This is a genomic window from Embleya sp. NPDC005971 (assembly GCF_040629175.1).
Lineage (GTDB): Bacteria > Actinomycetota > Actinomycetes > Streptomycetales > Streptomycetaceae > Embleya.
Map to the genome: position 1 here is coordinate 1 of NZ_JBEXUX010000049.1, position 22,399 is coordinate 22,399.

Sequence of the window (22,399 nt, forward strand, 5' to 3'; positions counted from 1 at the left end):
CGCTCCGCCGTTGCCGGCGCCTTTCCCGCCGAGCAACGCCCGCGTCTCGCCGGGGGACCCAGGGTTCCCGGCCGCCGGTGACGGTGGGACCGGGCCGATCTCCGCCGGTCCACGCCGACCGTTTAGCACAAGGCCACCCGCGCCCGACCCGACCAAGACGCATCGCGCGTTGCAACGGCCCGGCCCACTCGGGAAGGCTCCCCGGCGAACCTGACCGGGCGGCCCTCCCGCGGCCACGACTGAGCCGATCCGCACACCCCGATGTCCCGCCGTCCCGACCGCGGCTCTACTCCGGTGCGCGTGCCGCGTGCCAGTCGTGGGTGTCGGTCAGGTTGGCGCCCGCCTGGCGGGCGGCCCGGATCGGGTCGCGGTCGCGCAGCGCGCGCAACAGGTCCTCGTGGCCGGCCGGGTTCGCGCCCTGGTAGTCGGGATCGTCCCAGGAGCCGGCCACCGACGCGCGCACCGGCCCGGCCAGGTTGCGGTACAGCTCGGCCAGCAGGGGATTGTGCGCCGCGTCGGCGATGCCCAGGTGGAACTCCCAGTCCGCGGCGATCCACGCCTCGTAGTCGCGCGCGTCCCACGCGGCCCGGCGCCGGCGCAGCGCGTCGTCCAGGCCGGTCAGGTCGGCCTCCTCGGCGCGGATCGCCGCGAGCCGAGCGGCCTGGAGGTCGAGCGCCTGGCGGACCTCCAGGACCTGGCCGATATCGCTGCCGCCGTACAACCGCTCGACGGCGCCGGAGAGTTCGCTCACCGCGCGGACGTACGTGCCGTCGCCCTGGCGGACGTCCAACAGGCCCGCGTGGGCGAGCGCGCGGACCGCCTCGCGGACCGTGCCCCGGGCCACCTGGAGCCGGCTCATCAGTTCCGGCTCGGGCGGGATGCGGCTGCCCACCGGCCAGTCGCCGGAGGTGATGCGCTCGCGCAGCCGGGCGATCACCTCGGCGGACAGTGCCGGCCGGCGCACGGATTCGAGGCTGCTCATGCGCTCGGGCTCCTGACCTGGGACGTCGAATGGAGGAGGGGATCCGGAAGGGGTTGTCCACAGTACATCTGATGATTCGACGTCACACGCTGTCGTCGGTCGACTCGATCTGGACAGAATTCATCAGACGTCTTACCTTTGCGTCATGACTTCCGCAGCCCCCGTCACCGCCACGCTCCCGGCGTCGACCAGCGATGCGACCGGTCGCGCCCGGGCCGGGTGGCTGGCCGGCGTGGGCATCGTGCTGATCGCGTTCAACCTGCGGCTGGGCATCAGCAGCGCCGCCGCGCTCCTGGAGGCGCTGCGCGACGCGCTGGGCTTCGGCCCGGTGACCGCGTCGTTGTTGCCGACCCTGCCGACGCTCTGCTTCGCCGCCGCCGGGCTGACGGCGTCGCCGCTGGCGCGTCGGTTCGGTACCGAACGGGCCGTGCTGGTCGCGCTGTTCGCGCTCGCCGCGGGCCTGGGCATCCGGGTCGTGCCGAGCACGTGGGCGCTGCTGACCGGCACCGTCCTGGGCATGTCCGGCCTGGCCGTGGGCAACGTGCTGCTGCCGGCGCTGCTGCGCGCCCACTTCCCGCATCGGGTGTCGGTGCTGACCGGCGTCTACACCACGGTGATGGCTCTGGGCGCGACGCTGGCCGCGGCGGTGGCCGTGCCGGTCGCGAACGGGCTCGACTCGCCGTCGCTGGGGCTGGCCGTGTGGGCGCTGCCGGCCGTGATCGCGCTGCTGGTGTGGTCCCTGGTGCGGGCGCCGCACGCGCTCACCGCCGGCGGCGGTCCGGCCGCGCACGTATCGCCGTGGACGATGGCGCGCACCCGGTTGGGCAGGCTGGTCACCGCCTACTTCGCCCTCCAGGCGCTGAACTGCTACGCGCTGGTGGGGTGGTTGCCGACGCTGCTCTCCGACCAGGGCATGAGCCGCGGCGGGGCGGGTGCGATGTTGGCCGTCACCCAGGGCGCGGGCATTCCGGCGACGTTCGCGCTGCTGGCCTTCGTGCGGGCCACGGGGCGGCTGCGGCCCGCGTTCGTGGTGGTCTCGGTGAGCATGCTGATCGGCTTCGTCGGCCTGTTGGTCGCGCCGGTCGCGCTGCCGGTGTTGTGGGCCGCCGCGGTGGGCCTGGGCTTCTGTTCGTTCCCGCTGGTGTTGTCGGTGATCGGCGGCAGCGGCAGCGGCGCCGCGGAGACGACCGCGCTGTCCACCCTGGCCCAGTCGTTGGGCTACGCGGTGGCCGCGATCGGTCCCTTCGCGCTCGGCCTGATGCACGGCGCCACCGGCGGCTGGACGGTGCCGATGGCCGCGCTCGTGGTCACCGCCGTCGGCCAACTCCTGGTCGGCCTGGTCCTGTCCGGCAACCGGGGCACCGGGCCCGAGCAGCCGTCCGCCAAGTGAGTGCGCGCCGCGCGCGGGTGCCCTCGACGAGGAGCACCCGCGCGCGGCGGCGCGGTCGAACTACACGACCTCGGCCGCCGGTTGGGCGAACTGCGAGGCATACAGCCGGGCATACGCACCCTCGGCCGCCAACAGCGTGTCGTGCGTGCCCTGTTCGACGATCGAGCCGGACTCCATCACCAGGATTACGTCCGCGTCCCGGATGGTGGACAACCGGTGGGCGATCACGAAGCTGGTCCGGCCGCGGCGCAGCGAGTTCATCGCCTTTTGGATCAGCACCTCGGTGCGGGTGTCCACCGAACTGGTCGCCTCGTCCAGCACCAGGATCTGCGGCTCGGTCAGGAACGCCCGGGCGATGGTGAGCAGTTGCTTCTCGCCCGCGCTGAGATTGCCCGCCTCGTCGGCGAGCACCGTGTCGTAGCCGTCCGGCAGCGTGCGCACGAAGCGGTCCGCGTGGGTGGCCCGGGCCGCCGCGACCACCCGCTCGCGCGAGACCTCGCCGACCCCGTACGCGATGTTCTCCGCGATCGTGCCGCCGATCAGCCACGTGTCCTGGAGCACCATGCCGATCGGTGCGCGCAGGTCCTCGCGGGTCATCCCGGCGATGTCCACGCCGTCCACGGTGATCCGGCCGCCGGTCACCTCGTAGAACCGCATCAGCAGGTTGACCAGCGTGGTCTTGCCCGCGCCGGTGGGTCCGACGATGGCGACCGTCTGGCCCGGGTGCACCTCCAGGTCCAGGTCCTCGATCAGCGGCTTGGCCGGGTCGTACCGGAAGGAGACCTTCTCGAACGCGACATGCCCGCTCACCTTCTCGATCCGGGCGGCGGGCTCCGGGTCGGGGGACTGCTCCTCGGCGTCGAGCAGGGCGAAGACCCGCTCGGCCGAGGCGACGCCGGACTGGAGCAGGTTGGACATCGAGGCGACCTGGGTGACCGGCCCGTTGAACTCGTACGAGTACTGGACGAACGCCTGGATGTCGCCCAGCGTCATCGCGCCCGAGGACACCCGCAGTCCGCCGATCACCGCGACGAGCACGTAGTTGAGGTTGCCGACGAAGGCCATCGCGGGCTGGATCAGGCCGGAGATGAACTGGGCCTTGAAGCCGGCCGTGTACAACTGCTCGTTGTGCTTGTCGAACACCTCGGCGGATTCCCGCTGCCGACCGAACACCTTGACCAGCGCGTGCCCGGTGTACATCTCCTCGATGTGCGCGTTGAGCTTGCCGGTGCTCGACCACTGCTTGACGAACTGCGGCTGGGCGCGCTTGCCGATCGCCATGGTGACCAGGATCGACGTCGGCACGCTGACCAGTGCGACGAGCGCGAGCAGCGGCGAGATCCAGAACATCATCACCAGTACGCCGACGATCGTCAGCACCGAGCGCACGATCTGGCCCATCGCCTGTTGCAGGGTCTGCGCGATGTTGTCGATGTCGTTGGTGGTGCGCGAGAGCACCTCGCCACGCGGCTGCTTGTCGAAGTAGTTCAGCGGCAGCCGGGACAGCTTGGTCTCGGCGTCCTCGCGCAGCCGGTAGGTGGTGCGCTGGACGATGGTCGCGGTCAGTCGGCCCTGGGCGAAGGCGAACACCACCGAGCCGGCCACGACGGCGAAGGTGACCAGCAACAGGGTGCGTACGTGGTCGAAGTCGATGCCCTTGCCGCCGGCGACGCCGGTGTAGATCGCGTCGGTGGCCTTGCCGAGCAGGCGGGGGGTGAGCACCCCGAGGCCGACTCCCGCGATCCCGCAGACGAGCAGCGCGTACAGCCGGGCCCGCTCGGGCGCCATCATGCCCAGCAGGCGGCGGCTGGACGCCTTGAAGTGCATCGACTTCTCGGTCGGCGCGCCGCCCATCATGCGTGCCATGGGCGAACCGCCGACGGGCGGGCCGGGACGGCGTTTCGGGGTGGCCTCCTCGACCCGGTCGTCGGATGCGGTGGTCTCCTCGGTCGTGGTCACGCCGCCTCCTCCTCGGTGAGCTGGGACAGCACGATCTCGCGGTACGTGGCGTTGCCGGCCATCAATTCGCCGTGCGTGCCGGTGCCGACCACGCGGCCCTCGTCCAGCACCACGATGCGGTCCGCGTGCCGGATGGTGGCCACGCGCTGCGCGACGATCACCACGGTGGCCTGCGCGGTCTCGGCGGCCAGGGCCGCCCGCAGGGCCGCGTCGGTGGAGTAGTCGAGTGCGGAGAACGAGTCGTCGAACAGGTAGATCTCCGGCTTGACCACCAACAGCCTTGCGATCGCCAGGCGTTGCCGCTGGCCGCCGGAGACGTTGCCGCCGCCCTGGGCGATCGGCGCGTCCAGTCCCTCCGGCAGTGCCTCGACGAACGACCGGGCCTGCGCGGTCTCCAGGGCCCGCCACAGGTCCTCGTCTGTGGCGTCCGGGTTGCCGTAGCGCAGGTTGGAGGCGACGGTGCCGGAGAAGAGGTAGGGCTTCTGCGGGACCAGGCCCACCGTGCGCGACAGCAGCCCCGGTTCGAGTTCGCGGGTGTCCACGCCGCCGACCAGCACCGCGCCGGCGGTGACGTCCAGCAGGCGCGGGACCAGGCTCAGCAGGGTGGTCTTGCCCGCGCCGGTGCTGCCGATCACCGCGGTGGTCTCGCCGGGTCGGGCGACCAGGTCGATGCCGCGCAGCACCGGTTCCTCGGCGCCGGGGTAGCAAAAGCTCACGTCGCGCAGTTCGAGTCGACCGTGTGCGTGCAGCGCGGTCACCGGTGCCTTGGACACGGTCAGGCTGGTCTCGGTGTCCAGTACCTCGGTGATCCGGTCGGCGCAGACCGAAGCGCGCGGGATCATCATGGTCATGAAGGTGGCCATCATCACCGATGTCAGGATCTGCATCAGGTAGCTCAGGAAGGCGACCAGCGCGCCGATGTCCATCGCGTCGGAGCCGATCCGGTGGCCGCCGACCCACACGATCACGATCGCCGAGGTCTCCCACACCAGCAGGACCGACGGGTACATGAAGGCCATCAGCCGACCGAGCGAGAGCGACACGTCGCGGATCTCGGCGTTGGCGTCCGCGTACCGGGCCTGCTCGTGGTCGTCCCGGCCGAACGCGCGGATCACCCGGATCCCGGTGATCTGTTCGCGCATGATCCGGTTCACGTTGTCGATCCGGTCCTGGAGCACCCGGAACAGCGGCGGCATCGCGCGCACGATCCAGCCGACGGCCAGGATCAGCACGGGCACGATGATCAGGAACAACAAGGACATCGGGACGTCCTGGTTGACCGCCATCAGGATGCCGCCGAAGCACATGATCGGCGCGGACACCATCAGCGTGAGGGAGAGCAGGGCCAACATCTGGACCTGCTGCACGTCGTTGGTGGTGCGGGTGATCAACGACGGGGCACCGAACTCGCCGACTTCGCGTGCGGAGAAGGTCTGCACCCGGTTGAACACGGCGGCGCGGATGTCGCGACCCACGCCCATCGCGATCCGGGCGCCGAAGTACACCGCGATCGCGGCGCACACGATCTGGACCAGGGTGACGCCGACCATCGCGGCGCCGACCCGCAGGATGTAGCCGGTGTCGCCCTCGACCACGCCGTTGTTGATCAGGTCGGCGTTCAGGGTGGGCAGATACAGGGTGGCCAGTGTCTGCACCAGTTGCAGCAACACCACCAGGCCGATCGGCTTGGCGTACGGGCGCAGATGTGCGCGGAGCAGTCTGATCAGCACGAGGTCCTCTTCGAGTCGGGGGTGGACGGCCGACCCGAGGCGCCGGTCGTACACGGTCGCGGGAGTGGCCTCGTGCGGGGCGCCGGCCCGGAACGCGGGCCTGGGACGCGTCGCAAAGGCGGGTTCGCCCTTCGACGGTAGTGCCCTTCGACGAGGTGGTCGATGGGATTGCATCCATTGCCCGGCCGATGCCGAGGTGACCCGGCGGCGATCGAAGGGATGTGCATGACGGTTCTCCCCGAGTGTGGTTCAAGGTGCCGACCGCGGCCCGTCGACGTTCTTCGGACGGCATGCCGAAACCCTAGAACTTCAAGTCGACTTGAGGTCAAGGTCGACGGTCGGGGCGCGCCGATGCCCGCGGGTCGTCGGACGCCCGTTCGGCACCGTACACAGCGCGACGGCCTGCCCACCCCGAGGGGTGGGCAGGCCGTCGCCCGGCGCGGATGGTGGGCGTCAGTGGATCGCGACGAACGACTCGCTGACGTTCCACACCGCGAACTCGTCGCCGTGGTGGCCGCAGTCCGAGAAGTGAACGCCGGAGCTGGAGCGGTGACCGGCCACGAGGCCGTCGCCGTGCCCGCCCGCGCTCGCGGTGCCGGCGCCGACGAAGGCGAAGAGGGCGGCGCCGGCGATGGCGATCAACGAGGTGCGGATGCGCATTGTCATCTCCCATGAAGTGTGGGTATGCAGGACGTCATACAGATATCCGGAAAACCACATCAATATGGGGAATTTCGCCCATTAGGGGCGTGTCGTGCGCTCGTTACGACCCGTTCGGACCGTTGTCACTCGTGCACGAAGGTGAGCCAGTGCGCGTAACGGTCGTCCGTACCGGTGATCGCCCCGGTGTAGGCGGTCTGCAGCTTTCGGGTGATCGGACCGGCACCCACCTCGCGGTCGTCCAGCGAGGCCACCGGGACCACGCCCGCCGCGGTGCCGCAGACCAGGATCTCGTCGGCGGTGTACAGGTCCGAGCGGAGCAGGTTCTCCACGCGGACCGGCAGGCCCAGGTCGGCGGCCAGCGTGAGCACCGTGTCCTGGGTGATCCCGCGCAGCGCGCCGGCACTCGCGGGCGGCGTGTACACCACGCCGTCGCGCACCGTGAAGACGTTGGCCGCGCTGCACTCGCTGACGTAGCCGTCCGCGTTGAGCAGCAGCGCCTCGTCGTAACCGGCCCGCAGCGCCGCGGTCTTGGCCAGCGCCGCGTTGAGGTAACCGGCGGTGGCCTTGGCCGCGGGCGGCAGCGCGTTCGGGTCGTTGCGTCGCCACGAGCTGGTCGCCAGGCGGATGCCGCGCTCGGCCGACTCGCCGCCGAGGTAGGCGTGCCACTCCCAGCCCGCGATGCTCACCTCGACGGCCATCTCGGGCCGGAAGGCCGGGCCCATCTCGCCGTAGCCGATGTGCGCGAGATGGCGCAGGTAGCACTCGGAGTGCCCGTTGGCGGCGATCAGTTCCACGGTCGCGGCGCGCAGCTCGGTCAGTGTGTAGGGCACCTCGAAGCCCAGGATGTGCGCGCTTTCGCGGAACCGGCGCAGGTGGTCGTCGAGCCGGAACACCGCGGGGCCGCGCGGGGTGAGGTGGGCCCGGGTGCCTTCCAGGACGCCGGTGCCGTAGTGCAGTCCGTGGCTGAGGACGTGCACCTTGGCGTCCGCCCACGGCACGAGCGTGCCGTTCATCCAGATCCGGTCCGCTTCGGTCAGTGCCATCGCTGCTCCCGCCCTCGTGTGCTCGTACGTGGTCGTGCGTGGTGCGTCCGGCCGTGCTCGGCCTGCGGCGGTGGCCGGGGTCGGCCCGGGGTCGATCGGTCCGACCGGGGTCGACCGGGTCCGACTCGGCAAGTGGATCGCTGACAAATGCTTCGATGAGCCACTTGGTGAGTGGCACATTAGCCCTATCGGTATTGAGCCACTAGTGCCGATCCGATATTCGGACATGGCGACATGCCGCTCCCGGGTCGTGCGGGGCAGCGGTCGAGTCGGCTTGTGGGGTGGGGGAGTTGGGCGGGTCGGCCGGAGTGGTCCTAGCGGGACTCGCGCCAGCTCTTCACGAGGAGTTCGACCGCCTGGGACAGGATCGGTTCGGGCCAGGCGTAGCTGAGCCGGATGCGGTCGGCGGCGGTGTCGGGGAGCGGGGCGAAGACCGCGCCGGGGGAGACCGCGACGCCGTGGCGCAGGGCGGTCGCCACGAATTCCTCGCCGTCCGCGCCGGGCAGCCGGGCCCAGAGGGACAGGCCGCCGCGCGGCAGGGTCCACTCCCACTCGGGCAGGTGCTCGGCGAGTTCGGCGGCGAAGTGGTCGCGGCGGCCGGCGAGCGTGGCGGACCACTCGCGGACGCGCGTGGCCCGGTCCGGATCGCGGAGCAGGTGGATGGCGAACTGCTGGTCGAGCGTGGAACAGGCCAGGTCGGTGCGCTGTTTGGCCTCGATCAACAGAGCCCGTACGGCGGGCGGCGCGGCGATCCAGCCCAGCCGCAGACCGCCCCACGTGGTCTTGGACAGCGAGCCCAGGCAGACCGTGCCCTCGGGCAGATGTTCGGCCGCCGAGGCCACGGGACCGTCGGCCAGATCGGCGAGGCTGCGGTCCTCCACGAGCAGCGCGCCCTCCTCGGCGGCGACCTCGGCGATCGCCTTCGCGCGCCGGGCCGAGACCACCGCGCCGGTCGGGTTGTGCACCGGCAGCGAGAACACGTACGCGGGGCGATGCCGACGGATCGCCGCGCGCAGTGCGTCCGGGTCGAGGCCGTCGCGGTCGGCCGGCACCGGGATCGCCTCGGCGCCGAAGCGGTATCCGGCCGCGAGCATCCCGGGATAGGTGGTCGGCTCGACCAGGACCCGGTCGCCGGGTGCCAGCAGCGCGTCGGCGACCAGGTGGATCGCCTGCTGCGCGCCGGAGGTCACCACGATGTCGTCGGCGGCGAATCCGGTGGGCAGCTCGTGGGCGGCGATCAGGGCACGCAGCCGCGCGTCGCCGGCCGGCGCGTACCCGTCCTGTGGACGCGCGTCGAGCAGGTCCTCGACGCGCAGCGCGGTGTTCGGCAACAGCGAGGCGTCGGGGACGGCGGCCTTGGCCAGGTCGACCATGATGGCGCCCTCGCGCAGCCAGCGGGCGAAGGTCGGCCGACCACCGGGACGCACGTAGGAGCCGCTGCCGTGCCGGCGTTCGATCAGCCCGATGCGGTTGAGCGAGAGGTAGGCCGAGGCGACCGTGCCGCGGCTGAACCCGAGCGCCTCGGCGAGGGCACGCTCGGAGGGCAGCCTGGTCTCGGCGAGCAGATCGCCGCCCTCGACCAGTTCGCGCAGGGCGTCGAACAGGCGCTCGCCGCGGGATCGACGCTCGTTGCGGCGGGGACGCCCCATGCGCTCCCCGACCACCACGGCGAACTGCTCGACCTCCACGATCACTCCCTCGACGCACACGTGTGGGACGACGATGGTTTCACGGCCTGCGGCGGGGGCGGTCATGCGTGGGGGCGGGGAGCGCGGGTGAGGGCGGGGCAGGGGGCGGATCGTGGGGTCCGTAACGCCGGACGGGTAGCCGGGGTCGGGGCCGCCGGCGGGTTACCAGGGCAGCGGGCGGGTGTCGCGGAAGAAGCCGCCGGTGGGGCCGGCGTCGGGGAGGGTGGCCGCCCAGACGATGCCGGCGGCACCCGCCTCGACCGGGCGACCGCCGGGGCGGCCCGGATCGGTGGCCACCCAGCCGGGGCAGATCGCGTTGACCAGGATGCGATCGGGGCGCAACTCGGCCGCGAGCATCCGGGTGAGCGCGTTGAGGCCGACCTTGGAGACCGTGTACGCGGGCGCACCGCCGCCCATGTTGGTCAGCGACGCGGCCTCGCTGCTCACGTTGACGATGCGCGGGTGGGCCGAGCGGCGCAGCAGCGGCAGGAACGCCTGCACCGTGCGCCACGGTCCGTAGAGGTTGGTCTCGCCTGCCTCGACCACCACCGCGAGGTCGGCGTCGGTCGCGCGTTGTCGGCTGTCGTAGCTGATCGCGGCGTTGTTGACCAGCGTATCCAGGCCGCCGAAGCGTCGCTCCACCTCGGCGGCGGCATGCCGGACGCCGGCCGGGTCGGTCACGTCCAGGTGCACCGGATGGGCGTCCAGACCCGCCGCGCGCAGCTCGCGCGCGGCGGACTCGGCGGACTCGACCGCCCGGGCGCCGAGCAGCACGGTGTGCCCGAGCAGGCCCAAGTGGCGGGCCACCTCGCGCCCGATGCCGCGATTGGCGCCGGTGACCAGCGAGATCGGGGCGGACCGGCCGGGGTCGGCGGTTGCCGGCCGGGCGGTCGCCGGCTCGGTGGTGCGCGTCATCGGGTCAGCGCCGTCCGTCGAGGCGGTCGAAGGTGTCGCCGAACACCCACGGACTGGTCGAGGCGATGAAGTCGGTCGGGAAGCCGGCCGTGTGGTCGGTCGCGGCGGCCAGTCGGTGGAGCGCCTCCTCGGGCAACACCACGTCCACCGCGCCGAGGTTGTCCCGCAGTTGCTCGACCGAGCGGGCGCCGATGATCGGGTGCACGGTACGCGAGTGGGCCCGGGTCCAGGCGATCGCCACCTGCGACGGAGTCGCGCCGAGTTCGTCGGCCACCTCCCGGACCGCCCGGGCGGCGGCGTGTTCGCGCTCGCCGAGCGATTCGGGATCCACCCGGGTGCCGGCCTCGGCGCCGCCGGGGCGGGTGAACTTGCCGGACAGCACACCGCTCGCCAGCGGCCCCCACGCGGCCACCGTGAGACCGAAGTCCTCGGCCATCGGGAGCAGTTCCCGTTCGATGTCGCGGTCGAGCAGGTTGTACGGGACCTGGAGCCCGGCGAAGGGTGTCCAACCGCGCCACTCGGCAAGGGTGTTGGCCCGGCTGACCACCCACGCCGGGGTGTCCGAGATGCCGATGTAGAGGATCTTCCCGGCCCGCACCGCGTCGTCGAGCGCGCGCATGGTCTCCTCGATCGGCGTATGCCGGTCCCACAGGTGCACCCAGTAGACGTCGAGGTGGTCGGTGCGCAGTCGGCGCAGGCTGGTCTCCAACGACCGGGTCAGGTTCTTGCGGTGGTTGCCGGCGGCGTTCGGATCGGTGCGGTCCCGGGTGACGGTGTATTTGGTGGCGAGTACGAAGCGGTCCCGGCGGCCGTCCAGGAGTTCGCCGACGATGCGTTCGCTCTCGCCGTCGCGGTAGTTGATCGCGGTGTCCACGACGTTGCCGCCGGCGTCCGCGTACACGTCGAGCATCCGGCGGCACTCGTCGGGCCCCGCGCCGACGGTGCCCTCGCCGCCGAAGGTCATCGCGCCCAGGAACAGTTCGGAGACGCGCAGGCCGGTGTTGCCGAACAGGCGGTAGCGCATGGGTACTTCCTCTTCGTTCGGTTCGGGGACGTGGCCATCGTCGGGTGGGTGGGCACACCGGGTCCAAGACCGGTTGTGATAACCAGAGGTTATGGACACGCACCTGCGAGACCTTCGGTACTTCGTGGCGATCGCCGAAGAACTCAGCTTCACCCGGGCCGCGGAGCGACTGTTCGTGTCACAACCCGCGTTGAGCAAACAGATACGCCAGTTGGAGGACGGGCTCCGGGCCCGCCTGTTCGACCGGGACCGGCGAACCGTCGCGCTGACCGCGGCCGGTGCGGCGTTGTTGCCGGCGGCGCGGGAGGTGATCCGCTGCTGGGACGAGGCGCAGCGGGTGGTGGGCGACGCGGTCGCGGCCGAGGCCGCGGTGTTGCGAGTGGGGCTGTCCACGAGTGTGGGTCGTGGGTTGTTGCAGCGGGCGCGGGAGGGGTACGCCGTGCGGCGGCCCAATGGACGCCTGGAGATTCGGCAGATCGACTGGGACGACGCGACGGCGGGGCTGGCCGATGGGCGGGTGGACGTCGCGCTGGTGTGGTTGCCGATCCCGAACCGGGACGCGTTCGCGACGCGGGTGGTGGCGACCGAGCCGAGGTGCGTGGTGGTGCGCGAGGATCATCCGCTCGCGGGGCGCTCGGAGATCGCCTTCGCGGAGCTCTTGGACGAGCCGTTCCTGGCGCTGCCTCCCGCCGCGGGGCCGCTGCGGGACTACTGGTTGGCGATCGATCACCGGGACGGGCGGCCGGCGCGGGTGGGGGCGACGGTGCGCAACGCGGACGAGACCTTCGCGGCGGTGGAGGAGGGCAGCGGGATCGTGCTCATCGCCGCCGGGAACGCGGCGATCTACCAGCGGCCCGGCACGGTGGCGGTCCCGGTGAATGGGTTGAGCCCGAGCGAACTGGCGGTGGCCTGGCGGGGGGACGACCATCGCGGCACGGTCCGCGACTTCGTCGAGACGCTCTAGCCGGCCGGCCGGTGGGGGTTGTTGTCCTCAAGTGCCGGACGGGCCGGGGTGGTTGCGGTCGGGTCGAGGGGCCGCGGTGGGTGCTGGGTTGCGGTGGGGCGGCCTCGAACGCGGGACGGGCCGGACTTGTCGCGTGCCGCTTTGGGTCGGGTGGGTGGTGGGGTGTGCTCAGGCGCCGGATGGGTTGGGACCGGGGTTTTGGGCTGTGGGTTGGCAGTTGCGGGTCATGGTGGTTGCGGCGCCGAAGCCCAGTAGGCCGCGTAGGTAGGGGGTGTGTTCGGTTTTGATCGCGGTGAAGTCGTGGCGTTCGTAGAGGGCGCGGGCGCGGGGGTTGACGTCGATCACGTCGAGTCGGATTCGGCGGCAGCCGAGTTCGGGGGCCAGGGTGGCGATCTCTTCGAGTAGGCGGCTGCCGATGCCCTGGCCGCGGTGGTTCGGGTCGACGGCGATGCCGTCCATGACCAACTCGCGCTCCTTGGGGCGGCGTTCGAGCAGGGCCAGGATGGCCACCCGGTGCAGGCCGCCGATGCGGCCGTACGCGCGCAGCACGTCGAGGGCGGAGCCGCCGGTGAAGCTGCGGCCGGCGTGGGTGTAGCCGGCCACGCCCACCAGTACGCCGTCCCGGATCGCGGCGATCGCGCGGTCCGCGTTCAGGTGCGTGGCGAGGAACGCGATGCCTGCCTCGGGCGGACCCAGCGCGGCGCCGAGCTTGCGGCCGAACGCCTCCCAGTACAGCTCGGCCGCCCGGCGGCGCGCATCGGGCGGCAGGCCGCGTCGGAGCTGCAGCGCACCCGGGCCCGGGAGATCCGCGCCGCTTGGCGCGTTCGGCTCGTTCGCCTGCTCCATCGGGCCTCCGGGGGAGTGCGGGTCGGCCTCCTCGGCGGGTGGGGCGCTCTCGCCTCCCGGCCGGGCGCGTGTCACACCGCGACCGGGATCGCCGCCAGGGCCGCCGTCACGTCGGCCAGGTGCGGATCGGCGGCGGCCCTGGCCAGCGCGGCGGTCAGCGCCTCCGCGTAGGTGGCGCCGGCCTCGGTCAGGCGGGTGCGTCCGTCGTCGGTGATCACGGTGTACACACCTCGGCGGTCCTTGGGACACAGGTCGCGGCGGGTGAGGCCGTCGGTTTCCAGGCGGACCGCGAGTCGGCTGACCGAACTCTGGTTGAGGCCGATCGCGTCGGCGAGTTCCTGCATGCGCAGTTCGCCGTCGGGGGCGACCGCGAGGCGGGAGAGCGCGCGGTACTCGGACAGCCCTATGCCGTGCCGCCGTTGCAGTGTCCTGCCGAGGTCGTGCTCGACGCGCGCGTGCAGCACGACGACCTGCTCCCAGAGCTTGGCGTCCATGGCACCGTCCCCTTTCGCGGTTCGGTCGAGCGGAAGACCGCTGTTGACAGATTACATGCAGTGCCAGATTATGCATGCACAAGCAAACAATGTATGTGCATGCACTTACTTGAGATTCGGGAGCAATCATGACCAGCACCAGCACCAGCACCAGCACCGCCGCCGACGCCGCCGTCGCAATCCAGCGGGTCGCCACTACGCCGGACTGGTACGAGCCGTACCGGATCTCGCAGGCCATCCGGGCCGGCGGCCTGATCTTCGTGTCCGGCCAGGCCGGCTTCGAGGAGGACGGGCGCACCGTCGAGGGCGGCTTCCTGGAACAGGGCCGGCAGGCGTTCCGGAACGTGGAACGGGTGCTCGCCGAGGCGGGGGCGACCTTCGCCGATGTGGTCAAGGTCGGCATCTTCGTCCGGAACATGGCCGCGAATCTGGACGACGTGATCGTGCTGCGCGAGGAATTCCTGTCCCGGCCGTACCCGGCGGACACCCTGCTGGAGGTCTCCTCGCTCGCCCAGCCGGATTGGCTGATCGAGGTCGAGGTCACCGCCCTTGACCGCTGACGACCGCCGAGAAGGCGCCGAGAAGCCACCGAGAACCGCCGAAACAGCCGGATTCGCCGGATCCGCGAGGCCCGGCGTACCCACCACCGCGACGAACGAACGGAAACCGCGTTGACCACCATCACGAACCCGCTGCTGACCCCGCATCGGCACGGCGTACTGGACCTGCCCAACCGGATCGCGATGGCCCCGATGACCCGGGGCCGCGCGCACGACACCACCGGCGTACCCAGCGAACACGCCGCCGCCTACTACACCCAGCGGGCCGGCGCCGGTCTGCTGATCACCGAGGGCATCTCCATCCACCCGCTCGGCAAGTCCGGCCCCGGCATCCCGGGGCTGCACACCGACGAACAGGTCGCGGGTTGGCGGGAGATCACCGCCGCCGTGCACGACGCGGGCGGCCGGATCTTCGCCCAGCTATGGCACGTGGGCCGGATGACGCACCCGGTGACCCTGGACGGTGCGACGCCGACCGCACCCTCCGAGGTGCCGATCACCGAGGCGCCGATCTTCACCCGCGAGGGACTGCTGCCGCACGTCACGCCGCGGGCGCTGACCGTCGCCGAGATCCGGGACCTGGTCGCCGCGTTCGCCCGTGCCGCGGGGCGGGCGATCGAGGCCGGCTTCGACGGGGTCGAGATCCACGGCGCCAACGGCTACCTGTTCCAGCAGTTCCTGGCCGAGAACACCAACCTGCGCAGCGACCGCTACGGCGGCTCGGCGGAGAACCGGCTGCGCTTCGTATTGGAGGTGGTGGACGCGGTCGCCGCCGAGATCGGCGCGGACCGGGTGGGCCTGCGGATCTCGCCGGACAACCCGGAGAACCAGATCCGCGAGTCGAACGCGCGCGAGACCTACCGGGCCCTGGTCGACGCTCTCGATCCGCTGGGCCTGGCCTATCTGCACGTGTTGGAACGTGGTGACTACCCGGCGCTCGCCGATCTGCGCCCGCGCTGGTCCGGCACGCTGATCGCGAACCACAACGGCCCGACACCGGTCGACCCGGCGACGGCCGAGCGACTGCTGGCCACCGAACTGGCCGATGTGGTCGCCTTCGGCCGGTTGTTCATCACCAATCCGGACCTGCCCGCGCGGATCGCGGCGGGACTGCCGCTGGCCGGGCCGCCGGTGGCGGACGTGTACGGCGGCGGCGCGCGCGGCTACGTGGACTATCCGCCGGCCTCGGTGGAGGTGGTCGGTTAGGACGCCGCGGTCGACTCCGCGCCGGGCTGCCGGCGTTCGGGGTCAGGCCGCCGCGTCCAGGGGGTCGGCCGTGCCGGTGAGGACGGCGCGCAGCGCGTCCGGGGTCAGCAGGCCCACGGCACGGCCGGCCTCGTCGGTCACCGCCCACACCCGCATGCCTCGGGCGCGCATGGCTGCCAGCGCCTCGGCGGCGGGCATCTCCGGGCGGGCGAACGGGCCCCGGTCGTGCGCGATGTTCCCGATCGGCGTGCGCGCGGTGTACCACGAGCGGGTTCGGTACGGCGCGAGCTGCGCGCGGCGTACGACGCCGAGGCAGCGGCCGTCCTCGGCGTGCAGGATCACGTGGTCGGCGTCGGCCGCGTGGATCAGGTCGATGGCCTGGTCGACCATGGTGTCGGTGTCGATCCACAGCTCGGCCGCGCGCATGGCCCGGGCGACGGTGGGCGGGCCGGCCGGGGTTGCCTGGCCGGTGGCGCGATGGTGGGGGATGGCGGTCATCGGGGTACCTGGTTTCCAGTCGTCCGGAGCCGGGGGTCGAGCCGGTCGCCGGTGTCGGGGCATGGGGCCGCGGCCGGGAAACCGGCTGCGGGTGGGACCGTGCGCGCACCGACTGCGGACGACACGCCCCGGTGGGGCGGCGGGAGTTCGGCGCCGAAGCAGCTCGTTCGGCGGGTGCCGGTGAGCGGACCGGCGGTGTGCCGGTGGGCCGAGGGTTCGTCGTGGGCATGGCGGCCCACGGCGGGCGGTGGCGCAAGTGGCGCTGTGCGCTCGGTCGGTGGGCGAACGGCGGTCCCGGATGCTCCGGCGACCCGTCCCGGGGACCCGGCCGGACGGCCGACGGTCCTCGCCCACCGAGGACGGCGTCGACTCGGAAGCCGACGTACGAAGTGTCTTCGGTGGGGACACCTTACCGTCTTTCCGACACACCGCCGAACACACGTCGGGACGATCGGGTCGGAATCGGCCTTATTCGCCGCCGAGTTGGGCCCTCGCGGGCCCCGGATCGGCGGGTCGCCGGGCGGGTTGTCCCCAGGCGCCGCACGGCGGTTGCCGCGGACGGCCTACCAGGTGTAGATCGGTTTGCCGGTGCGGTCCTTGGCGTCGGTGTAGACCTTCATGCAGGCGCCCTCATCCGAGGCGTTCAGGGCCGAGGAGCCGCTGGGGAGTTGGCCGGCCGGCGGAGGCGGCGGCGCGGTCGGGGGTGCCGTCGTCGAGCTGCTCCCGCCGCCCTTGAAGGTCGGGCCGGAACCCCAGTCGCTGCCGATCTGCACCGTTACGTGGGTCGCGTTCGCCTGCGGGGACAACGCGGTCGCGGGCAGACCGAGCACGTCGGCGACCGCCTTGGCCTGGTCCTGGTCCTTGGCCGGGAAGATCACCGTGCTGGTCTGCCGCTTGGCCGCGGCCGGGCCCTTGGCGGCCTTGGTGAAGCCCTGGGCGATCAGACCCTCGGTGACCGCGCCCGCCTGGGTGCTTCCGGTCGCGCCGACCACGGTGATCCGGATCGCGGCCTTGTCCACGTTCGAGGCCGGCGGGGGCTGCGACGCGGCGGGTGGCGGGGTCGGGGTGCCCGCCGCCGGTCCGTTCTTGTCGAAGGCGACGTCCGCGCGGACCATCTTGAACAACGTCTCGGCGGACGCGGCCGGGACCAGGTGTTGGTCCGGTGCCTGCGGATCCGCGTCGTTGGGCATCGTGGTCATGGTGATCCGGTTGGTGTTCACCTTGTTCAGCGTGGTCGCCAGCGAGGTCAGCTTCTGCAGACCGTTGAGGCCGTCGTCGACGGTCAGCGACTTGGTCGCCGCGTCGGCGACCTTGAACAGCTTGACCGGGTTGGTGATCGTGCTGTTCGACTTGAGCGTGCGCACCATCGAGTTGAGGTACATGTGCTGCGCGTGGGTGCGCCCGACGTCACTGCCGTTCTCGAAGGCGTGCCGGGTGCGCAGCCACTTGAGCGCGTCCTCGCCCTGGATGGTGTGCTTGCCGGCGGTCAGCTTGAGGTGCGAACCCACGACGTGCCGCTCGCCGTTGATGTACTCGACCTGTTCGTCCTGGATGTTCGACTGCACGCACACGTCGACCCCGCCGACCGCGTCGGCCATCGACACCACGCCGGAGAAGGTCACCATCATGAAGTGATCGATGTGAATCTTGGTGAGCAACTGCCAGGTGCCGACCACACATCCGGGCCCGCCGCGGCCCAGGCTCTCGTTGATGGTGGTGTTGATCGGCGCGAACTGCTTCTTCGTCTTGGGGTCGGTGCAGACCGGGATCTGCACGCGCGTGTCGCGCGGAATGCTGATCACCGACGCGTTGCTGCGGTCCGCCGACACATGCAGCAACATCTGTACATCGGCCCGCGGCGCGCCGCCGTCGCAGGCGCCGCCGAGCTTGCAGTCGGTCGGGTCGTCGCGGCCGTCCGAGCCGATCATCAGAATGTTCATCGGGGTGCGGCCGAACTCGTCGGGCGCGTCCTTGGGCACCTCGACGTCGCTGGTGTTCAGCTTGCTGTGCTTGATGTTCCCGTTGAGCTTCTCCCAGATCACGTAGCCGGTGACGCCGAGGGCGACCAGCACCACCGACATCACCATCGCGGTGATCTTGAGCTTGCGGAACCGGCGCGGTTTGCCGTGCCCGGTGCGCTTTCCGCGCCGCGCGGCCCGGCCGGCCGGCGCGTCCTCGCCCCGACGGGCGCGGGGTACGGCGGGAGCGTCGGCGCCGGCGGAATCGGGCGCGGTGTCCGCTGCGGTCGGGGTCGAACCCGCGTTGGAGGCGGGCACCTGCGGCTGCGACGCGTTCGCGCGGCGGCGGCGACCACCGGACTCCGGTGCGGAACTCAAAACGACCCCCGAGAGTGCTGTCGTCGAACCGATGCCGCATTGCCACGGATTGGCTCGACACCGTACCGGGCGGCCGCAACGGACCGTACACGTGCCGGCTGCGGACCATTGGGGAGGCAGCCTCGGGGAAACGGACGGTGTGCCGCACTCGATGGTTGCAGCGCGCGGGACCGCTCCGGATATGGCGTGCGTCACGCGTCCCGTCGCATCCGCCGCGCCGCGCCGGGACGCGACGAAGCGACGTGAAGACGGCGCCACCCTCGGGGGGAGGGGGCGGCGCCGTCGCTCTGGCGTCGGTGAGCGGGATCACCTCTCGGCGGGGGCACGCCGCGACTCCAGCCGAACGGTAATTCGCAGCGGCAAAGGTTGGGCCCGGGGACACCCGTTCACCGACTGATCCGTACAACGAGCGACCCGGGCCGAGCATTCCCGGCATAGCGCGCGGATCGGGTCGAAGCGTGGTGCCGCCGCTTCGGGTGGTGGACGGGGTCACGCTCGGCTGTGGCCGGCGGAGCCTTTCGGGCCGCCGCCGCCCAGGCTTTCCAGGCCGGCGATCAGTACGTCCAGGCCGGCGTGGAACTCGACCTCGGGTGTGCTCGCGGCGGCGGCGCCGGCGATCTCGATCAGGTACGGGAAGCGCTCGGCGGGCAGCTCCCGGGCCCGGTCGGTGATCGCCCGGACGTCTTCGTCGGGGGCGATCGACAGCGGCCCGGCCAGTTCGGCCTGGGCGAAGCCGGTGACGAAGCCGGTCACGGCGCGGAAGGCGTACAGCAGGTCGGCCCCGCGCCGGCCGCTGCGGGCGAGGGCGCGCAGCAGCGCCTCGCCGTGCGCCAGGGTCGCCGGGTCGGTGATCCGGCGGGTCAGGATCAGCGGGATGACGTCCGGATGGGCGCGTACGGCACGCCAGTTCGCCTCGGCGAGCCGGCGGGTCTCGATCCGCCAGTCGGCGTCCTCGGCGTGTTCGGTGACCGCCGGCAGCGCGTCCGCCAGCACGGCCTCGACCAGCAGCCCCTCCAGGCCCTCGCGCCCGTCCACGTAGTTGTAGATCGTCATCGCCCCGGTGCCCAGGGCGGCGGCGAGGCTGCGCATGGTCAACGCGGCCAGGCCGTGGGCGTCGACCAGGGTCAGGGCCGCCGTGCGCAGTTGTTCGCGGCTGAACTTTCGGGGCGCGGGCACGATGCTCCTCCTTGACGTACGTACAACGTACGTGTTCGACTGGCGCTGTTCACGTACAGAGTACGTCAACGTGGTCCCGGCGGCCCGCGCCGGCCCGGCCCGGCGCGCCCGGAGGCGCCCGATTTCCCCCTGCGGCAAGGAGTTTCGATGACCCACGTCGACCTGTTCGAACATGCCCTGCGATTGGCCGACGACGGCCGGATCGACGCCGGTGAACGCCGGATGGGCGGGGCCTCGCCCGGTTGGCAGGTGGCCGCCTTCCACGCCGAGACGGACGCGGACCTGCATGCCGACCACTGGGAGATGCACCCGGAATCGGACGAGGTGGTGTGCGTGTGGACGGGCGCGGTGCGGATGATCCTGCGTGTTGCGGACGGGGTCGGCGAGGAGCCGCCGGTCGTGCTGCGCTCCGGTGCCGCGTTCGTGGTGCCGCGGGGGCGGTGGCATCGGCTCGAACCGGAGGCACCCGCCGACCTGATGTCGATCGCCCGACGCTCCGGAACCCGCCTGGAACGACGCGCCGAGACCGGGTGGGGGCGGGCGTGAGCGCGACGATCGAAGCCCCGGCCGAGTCGGGCCGGTTGCCCCGGGTCACCCGGATATTGCTGGTCGTGGTGCTGACCGTGCAGTTCACCGTCGCGCTGGACCTGTCGGTGGTCAATGTGGCCCTGCCGGACATCCGGGACGACCTCGGCTTCGGCGCCGACGGGCTGCCGTGGGTGGTGAACGCGTATGCGCTGAGCTTCGGTGGGCTGCTGATGCTCGGCGGCCGGATCGGGGACCTGATCGGGCGCCGGCGCACGCTCCTCGCGGGCCTGACCGTGTTCGGCCTGGCCGGTCTCGCGGGCGGCCTGGCCACATCCCCCGGGGCGTTGATCGCCGCCCGCGCGGTGCAGGGGATCGGCGCCGCCGCGCTGGCGCCGGTGGCGTTCGCGCTGATCACGGTGACGTTCCCGGCCGGGCCCGCTCGGTCCAGGGCGCTCGGGTGGTGGGGTGCGACGGCCGCGGCCGGCGGCGCGTTCGGGGTGCTGATCGGGGGGCTGCTCACCGAGTCGGTGGGCTGGCAGGCGGTCATGCTGATCAACGTGCCGATCGTGGCCTTCGCGCTGCTCGCCGCACTGCGACTGCCCGCCGATCGACCCGAGCCCGGACGCGCGTCCAGGCTCGACCCGGCCGGCGCGCTGCTGGTCACCGCAGGGGCGACCACTTTGGTCCTGGGTGTGGTGCGGGCCGAGCGACAGGGCTGGGGGTCGCTCGCCACGCTCGGTACGCTCGCGGCGGCGGCGGTCCTGCTCGCGGCCTTCGTGCTGGTCGAACTGCGGTCCGCGGAGCCGCTGTTGCGAATGGGGCTGTTGGCCCATCGGCCCGTGCTCGGCGCGAACCTGTTCATGATGCTGCTGTTCTCCGGGCAGTTCGCCGCGTTCTACTTCACCTCGCTCTACCTCCAGCAGGTGCTCGACTACGGACCGGCCGCCGCCGGCGCGGCCTTCGTGCCGTTCTCCGGCGGCATCGTGATCGGCTCGGTGCTGGCGACCAGGACGGTGGCCCGACTCGGTGCCGGCCGGCTGCTGGGGTTGGGTGGGGTGCTCGTGGCGGTCGGATTCGGTTGGTTCGGGCTCGCGTTCGACGTCGACGGTACGTTCCTGCGCTCGATCCTGGGCCCGTCGCTGGTCGCGAGCATCGGCGCGGGCTTGTGCTTCGTGCCGCTGGGCACCGCCGCGACCGCCGGTGTGCCGGGCCACGAGGCCGGGATGGCGGGCGGATTGATCAACAGCTCGCGGCAGATCGGTGGTTCGATCGGTCTGGCCGCCCTGGTCACCTTGGCCGCGTCGGTCACCGGCCCCGGTGGCGACGCCTCGAAACGCGAACTCGCGCACGGATACGCGGTCGCGCTGGGCGCGGCGGGCGGCCTGCTCGTACTCGCTGCGGTGGTCGCGCTGGTGCTGGTGCCGGCGAAGGTCGGCAGCGGCGACTGATCGCGAGCCGCGAGCCGCGATCCGTGTGCGTGTGGTCCCGGCCGCGAACTCGACGGCAGGGGCGTACATATCGGCCTCTTTCGTTCGATCGCGTCGGATGGTGAACAACCGGTGCGCGGACAGCGCTGCGTTGTTGCTGACTCTGCGTCAGACTGACGGAGGGTCGGAGGTCCACGCACCCGCCGTGACCGGCGTACGGCGTGCCGCACGAGCGGGCGAGCGCGCGCGTACGACTCGAGGGGAGACCGATGAGTGGATTAGCGCGTGTGTTGCGTCGAGCGGGTGCGGCGGTGGCCGCGGCCGCCGTGCTGGTGCCGCTGGGCGTCGTCCTGGCCGCGCCCGCGAGTGCCGCGTCCGCCGCGTGCACGGCTCGGACCGGGCCGTATCAGCGCCAGGTCGAGAAGGCGTTGGGGCTCAAGGTGGACGGCCGACAGTCCACCGCCGACTGCCGGGCCATCCGCGGCTATCAACAGCGGCAGGGCATTCGCCCGGCGGCCGGCTACGCCGGTCCCGTCACCTATCGCTCCCTCCAGCGTCAGGGCGGCGAGGGTGGCTGCCCGACCGACGTCGGTCGGATCGCGTGTGTGGACCTCGGTCGGCAGGTGAGCTGGATCCAGGACGGCGCGAAGCGCGTCTACGGGCCGGTCGCGATCCGCTCCGGACGGGACGGGTTCGAGACCCGCACCGGTCTGCACAAGGTCTACTACCGGGCGAAGAACCACTGGTCGACGCTCTACGACGTGGCCATGCCGTACAGCCAATTCTTCGACGGCGGCATCGCGTTCCACGCGATCGACGGCTCGATCACCTCGCCGCCGGGCTCGCACGGCTGCGTCAACATGCGGCCGGGGGACGCCCAGGCGTACTGGGGCCTGCTGCGCACGGGCGACGAGGTGTACGTGTACGGGCGCAAGCCCGGGACGTGACGGGCGGGTTCGGGTCGTTCCTC

General features: G+C 71.8%; 20 protein-coding genes. 7 read left to right on the forward strand and 13 right to left on the reverse strand.

Features of this window, described 5'->3' with window-relative positions:
- Positions 1–286 precede the first annotated feature (286 nt).
- Positions 287–982, reverse strand: a complete 696-nt coding sequence (locus ABZ374_RS33385; RefSeq protein ID WP_360318339.1) for an FCD domain-containing protein — start codon at positions 980–982, stop codon at positions 287–289.
- A 145-nt stretch (positions 983–1,127) separates the two neighbouring features.
- Between ABZ374_RS33385 and ABZ374_RS33390 the strand changes: the two genes are divergently transcribed.
- Entirely contained in the window at positions 1,128–2,372 is a 1,245-nt protein-coding gene (locus ABZ374_RS33390) for an MFS transporter (RefSeq protein ID WP_360318341.1), read from the forward strand.
- Positions 2,373–2,432: 60 nt separating this feature from the next.
- On the opposite strand, the gene ABZ374_RS33395 is transcribed toward ABZ374_RS33390, so the two are convergent.
- The 7 genes from ABZ374_RS33395 to ABZ374_RS33425 form a co-directional block, all read right to left on the reverse strand.
- Positions 2,433–4,238, reverse strand: a complete 1,806-nt coding sequence (locus tag ABZ374_RS33395; protein ID WP_360318475.1) for an ABC transporter ATP-binding protein — start codon at positions 4,236–4,238, stop codon at positions 2,433–2,435.
- An 89-nt stretch (positions 4,239–4,327) separates the two neighbouring features.
- Entirely contained in the window at positions 4,328–6,061 is a 1,734-nt protein-coding gene (locus tag ABZ374_RS33400; RefSeq protein WP_360318478.1) for an ABC transporter ATP-binding protein, read from the reverse strand.
- 453 nt (positions 6,062–6,514) lie between these two features.
- Positions 6,515–6,727 (reverse strand): hypothetical protein, encoded by a 213-nt coding sequence (locus ABZ374_RS33405; protein ID WP_360318343.1) that lies wholly within the window; start codon positions 6,725–6,727, stop codon positions 6,515–6,517.
- A 119-nt stretch (positions 6,728–6,846) separates the two neighbouring features.
- Positions 6,847–7,767 carry a branched-chain amino acid transaminase gene (locus ABZ374_RS33410; protein WP_360318345.1) on the reverse strand — a complete coding sequence of 307 codons (921 nt, stop codon included), beginning with the start codon at positions 7,765–7,767 and terminating at the stop codon, positions 6,847–6,849.
- A 314-nt stretch (positions 7,768–8,081) separates the two neighbouring features.
- Positions 8,082–9,455, reverse strand: a complete 1,374-nt coding sequence (locus ABZ374_RS33415) for a PLP-dependent aminotransferase family protein (RefSeq protein WP_360318347.1) — start codon at positions 9,453–9,455, stop codon at positions 8,082–8,084.
- 162 nt (positions 9,456–9,617) lie between these two features.
- On the reverse strand, positions 9,618–10,370 hold the full coding sequence (locus ABZ374_RS33420; protein WP_360318349.1) for an SDR family oxidoreductase: 753 nt from the start codon (positions 10,368–10,370) through the stop codon (positions 9,618–9,620).
- A 4-nt stretch (positions 10,371–10,374) separates the two neighbouring features.
- Positions 10,375–11,394 carry an aldo/keto reductase gene (locus ABZ374_RS33425; protein WP_360318351.1) on the reverse strand — a complete coding sequence of 340 codons (1,020 nt, stop codon included), beginning with the start codon at positions 11,392–11,394 and terminating at the stop codon, positions 10,375–10,377.
- Positions 11,395–11,485: 91 nt separating this feature from the next.
- Between ABZ374_RS33425 and ABZ374_RS33430 the strand changes: the two genes are divergently transcribed.
- The gene (locus tag ABZ374_RS33430; RefSeq protein ID WP_360318353.1) at positions 11,486–12,358 is read left to right on the forward strand and encodes a LysR family transcriptional regulator; all 873 of its coding nucleotides are present in this window, start codon (positions 11,486–11,488) and stop codon (positions 12,356–12,358) included.
- A 168-nt stretch (positions 12,359–12,526) separates the two neighbouring features.
- Here ABZ374_RS33430 and ABZ374_RS33435 read toward each other — a convergent pair whose 3' ends face one another.
- The gene (locus ABZ374_RS33435) at positions 12,527–13,204 is read right to left on the reverse strand and encodes a GNAT family N-acetyltransferase (protein WP_360318355.1); all 678 of its coding nucleotides are present in this window, start codon (positions 13,202–13,204) and stop codon (positions 12,527–12,529) included.
- Between the two features lie 71 nt (positions 13,205–13,275).
- On the reverse strand, positions 13,276–13,698 hold the full coding sequence (locus tag ABZ374_RS33440; protein WP_360318358.1) for a MarR family transcriptional regulator: 423 nt from the start codon (positions 13,696–13,698) through the stop codon (positions 13,276–13,278).
- Positions 13,699–13,826: 128 nt separating this feature from the next.
- On the opposite strand from ABZ374_RS33440, the gene ABZ374_RS33445 reads away from it, so the two are divergent.
- Together ABZ374_RS33445 and ABZ374_RS33450 are read left to right on the forward strand one after the other, a co-directional pair.
- On the forward strand, positions 13,827–14,258 hold the full coding sequence (locus ABZ374_RS33445; RefSeq protein WP_360318360.1) for a RidA family protein: 432 nt from the start codon (positions 13,827–13,829) through the stop codon (positions 14,256–14,258).
- Positions 14,259–14,369: 111 nt separating this feature from the next.
- The gene (locus ABZ374_RS33450; RefSeq protein WP_360318362.1) at positions 14,370–15,464 is read left to right on the forward strand and encodes an alkene reductase; all 1,095 of its coding nucleotides are present in this window, start codon (positions 14,370–14,372) and stop codon (positions 15,462–15,464) included.
- Positions 15,465–15,506: 42 nt separating this feature from the next.
- Here ABZ374_RS33450 and ABZ374_RS33455 read toward each other — a convergent pair whose 3' ends face one another.
- From ABZ374_RS33455 to ABZ374_RS33465, 3 genes are all read right to left on the reverse strand, one after another.
- Positions 15,507–15,962, reverse strand: coding sequence for a CBS domain-containing protein (locus ABZ374_RS33455; RefSeq protein ID WP_360318364.1), 456 nt, complete (start codon positions 15,960–15,962; stop codon positions 15,507–15,509).
- Positions 15,963–16,525: 563 nt separating this feature from the next.
- Complete coding sequence (locus ABZ374_RS33460) at positions 16,526–18,298, reverse strand: LCP family protein (RefSeq protein WP_360318366.1); 1,773 nt, start codon at positions 18,296–18,298, stop codon at positions 16,526–16,528.
- Positions 18,299–18,787: 489 nt separating this feature from the next.
- Positions 18,788–19,474: a TetR/AcrR family transcriptional regulator C-terminal domain-containing protein gene (locus tag ABZ374_RS33465; protein WP_360318368.1), complete on the reverse strand. Its 687-nt coding sequence runs from the start codon at positions 19,472–19,474 to the stop codon at positions 18,788–18,790.
- Positions 19,475–19,621: 147 nt separating this feature from the next.
- Here ABZ374_RS33465 and ABZ374_RS33470 point away from each other — a divergent pair, with 147 nt between their 5' ends.
- The 3 genes from ABZ374_RS33470 (at position 19,622) to ABZ374_RS33480 (ending at position 22,376) form a co-directional block, all read left to right on the forward strand.
- Positions 19,622–20,020 carry a cupin gene (locus ABZ374_RS33470; protein ID WP_360318370.1) on the forward strand — a complete coding sequence of 133 codons (399 nt, stop codon included), beginning with the start codon at positions 19,622–19,624 and terminating at the stop codon, positions 20,018–20,020.
- Positions 20,017–21,450, forward strand: a complete 1,434-nt coding sequence (locus ABZ374_RS33475; RefSeq protein WP_360318372.1) for an MFS transporter — start codon at positions 20,017–20,019, stop codon at positions 21,448–21,450. Before ABZ374_RS33470 ends, ABZ374_RS33475 begins: the two co-directional genes overlap by 4 nt.
- Before the next feature lie 248 nt (positions 21,451–21,698).
- Entirely contained in the window at positions 21,699–22,376 is a 678-nt protein-coding gene (locus tag ABZ374_RS33480) for a L,D-transpeptidase (protein ID WP_360318374.1), read from the forward strand.
- Positions 22,377–22,399 lie beyond the last annotated feature (23 nt).